This is a genomic window from Ruegeria atlantica, from assembly GCF_013033965.1.
Lineage (GTDB): Bacteria > Pseudomonadota > Alphaproteobacteria > Rhodobacterales > Rhodobacteraceae > Ruegeria > Ruegeria atlantica_D.
The window spans coordinates 1-2,816 of the sequence record NZ_WQFE01000035.1 but is presented as its reverse complement, the minus strand read 5'-3'; the positions used below and the strand labels follow the sequence as shown (position 1 = coordinate 2,816).

The following is a 2,816-nucleotide window of genomic DNA, read 5'->3' as shown; positions in this document are numbered from 1 at the left end:
GCGTCACAACCGCCCCGGACACAACCGTCTGGTCAACACCAGCATCAGAAACAGGAACAACATTATCCAGAACGCTATCAGAAATTTCTATGTTCAACTGTGTTGACAAAGAGTCGACACTAATCAAATCGGCGTCACCCAAAATTGGATTGAGTCGAACAACGGCGGTTTCTCTTCCCTCTCGTCGTTGGTCGTTTAATGCCTCGATTGTAAAGCTCTGCTCTTGTTCGCCATCATTGAAGTCAACACCGATTTGTGGCGATCCCCCCATAAAAACGATGTCCTCATTCTGCAAATCGTTTATAGTCGCATCGCCAAGATCAGCTTCAAATTGAAATCTTAGAGACAGGAAACTTTGGGGGTTCAATGCGTGGAAAACCCTGTCCAAGATGACGTTTACCGTCTGCTCTTCTCCTTCACGCAGCGAAGTCTGAGAGGGTGAAAAACTGATGTCGTAAGGTTCGTTATCAACAATTTCTATGGAAGTACGGGAGCTTCCAAGACGCAGTGTCAGAACCTCTAGTTCTTCCGGAATATCATCATCAACTGTGGAGAAATTGAAGCTTGTATCCTCCTCCGCTACAGGAAACACGAAGGTCAAATCCTGCGAGACGACATCCGATGCGGTAGCAGAGTTCGATGACAACTGATCAATCTCCAAAGTCAACGTTCTGTCTTCTTCTGGCGTTCCGGCAGGGAAACGTGGGCCAATCAGGTTTACGTTGGCGCGTACAATGCTACCCTCAACAAGGCGCGACGCGGAAAAACCTGAAATCTCAAATTGCCGTATCTCTTCGGCAGCCGGTACGACGGTGATAGTAACCCTATCGGGTGCGGAGGTCGCGCCCTGATCGTCTGTCACCAGAAGACCAAATTCATGGGTTACGGGGTTATCCCCGGGTTGCAGCGCATCTGCAGTAAACGTTGGCATGGCCGAGGTCGGATTGGTCAACATATCAAACGTGCCGCTGCCTCCGGTACGTATCCAGGTATAATCGGTGATTGTGCCATCGCTGTCAGTCGAGCCTGTCCCGTCAAGCGTCACAACCGCCCCGGACACAACCGTCTGGTCAACACCAGCATCAGAAACAGGCGCTGCATTCTCAGGGGGCGTAACCGTCACGCGCACCGTATCCGCTTCGGATTCCGCGCCATCATTATCTGTCACGACAAGACTGAACTCATAGGTTACCGGGCTGTCAAATGCCCGCAACGGATCAGCCGTGAACGTCGGTTGAGCAGAAGTGGCTTCAAACACATTCAGGATCCCACCACCCGAATCCACCAATTCCCAACGATATCCCGTAATCGTGCCATCGCTGTCCGACGAACCCGTCCCGTCAAGCGTCACAACCGCCCCGGACGCAACCGTCTGATCAACACCAGCATCGGCTATGGGGGCGACAATGTTGACATCCACTCCCCTCGCTGTAAGCCCTATCGAGAAAAAATCCTCATCTTCGTCATTCGTTGGAAAAGACAGATGGAAGGTAAATAAATTGGTAGTCATCGGTATCAATGTCACTTCGATGTTAATTGACACTCCCGGTTCGATAGTTCTTTCAAAACCACCGATCGAAGCTGAAACTAAATCCATGTCAAAGTTGAGATGAGGATCTCCTAAGATAAGCGGCGCGTTTCCAGTGTTCTGCACAATGTAATTTACGGTATAGGGCTCACCTATGGGCAACTCACCAACCTCAAATACATCCAAATCTTCAACTACTCCGCTTTCTAAAGAGACTACCAAAATCTCCGGGGCGGGTCGTGTGACAGATAAAATCTCCACAGTAATAGTTACCGTATCCGCTACGGATTCCGCACCGTCATTGTCTGTCACCACAAGGCTGAACTCATGCGTCACCGGATCGTCTGCGGGCTGCAGAACATCCGCCGTGAAGCTTGGCGTCGCCGTACTCGCCCCGCTCAGAGCAACAGATCCAGAACCCGTGCCGCCTGTCCGCTCCCAACGGTAGTTCGTAATTCTTCCGCCAAGCGGGTCATATGAGCCTGTGCCATCCAGCGTTACCTCTGCCCCTGATTGAACAGACTGATCAGCACCCGCATCAGCGATTGGTGCATCATTTTCCGTAGCCGTCACGCGCATCGGAACTCCGGATTTCTGAGATTGGTCTTGACCTATTCCAAAGCCAGAATTTCCGGCCAGATCCTGATATGTTCCAGCTGGTATTCCCAAAACAAAGTCCAAGTTTGCCCTAGGGGTAACAGTGACAGTGTAAACTCGTGGATCCGAAGGAGCCCTGCGCAGATTCGAGAAGGTTGGAGCAACCTCAAAGATACTAAAGCCTCCGCCCTTTGGCACCCCGCTGGCATTGTAGACGACGCTAGAAAAGTCCGACAAATTCAGAAACCTAATTTCTTCTGAGAATGTAACCTCGACGTCAAACGGCGTCGATCCGTCATGCGTCGCCGGGACTTGCGTAAAATTGCCTTCCGGGCGCGTTGTATCCTGCGCAAAAGCCTGACTGGGAAGGGTCAAAGTGCACAATAATACTGCTAAAAAAGCAGCTACTGCCTGTCGCAGAATAAGCTCTCTTAGCCCCACTCCCGAGCGCAACCAAAAAAAACCGCGCCCCAACACCGCGCATAACGCCCGGAACTCGAATCTATACGAAAGACCGCTTTTCACCGTACCCACCTTTCAGATTAACCTTTAGGTTTCTTGGTGAAAGTTTGCGGCGCATGCAAAGATGTCATTTCGAAAAATGGAATGCGCAAAAGCCACGGCTGCTCAGCGACAACGGGTCCAGCTACATCTCCAGCGAGTTGGCCGATTGGCTGGAGGACCGGCAGAT

At 51.2% G+C, this 2,816-nt stretch carries 1 protein-coding gene; it reads right to left on the bottom strand.

Annotated elements, in window-relative coordinates; all coding sequences use genetic code 11:
* Positions 1-2,107: PKD domain-containing protein (locus tag GOW16_RS22530; RefSeq protein WP_217354720.1), on the bottom strand; the 2,107-nt coding region annotated here is incomplete at its 3' end.
* Positions 2,108-2,816 lie beyond the last annotated feature (709 nt).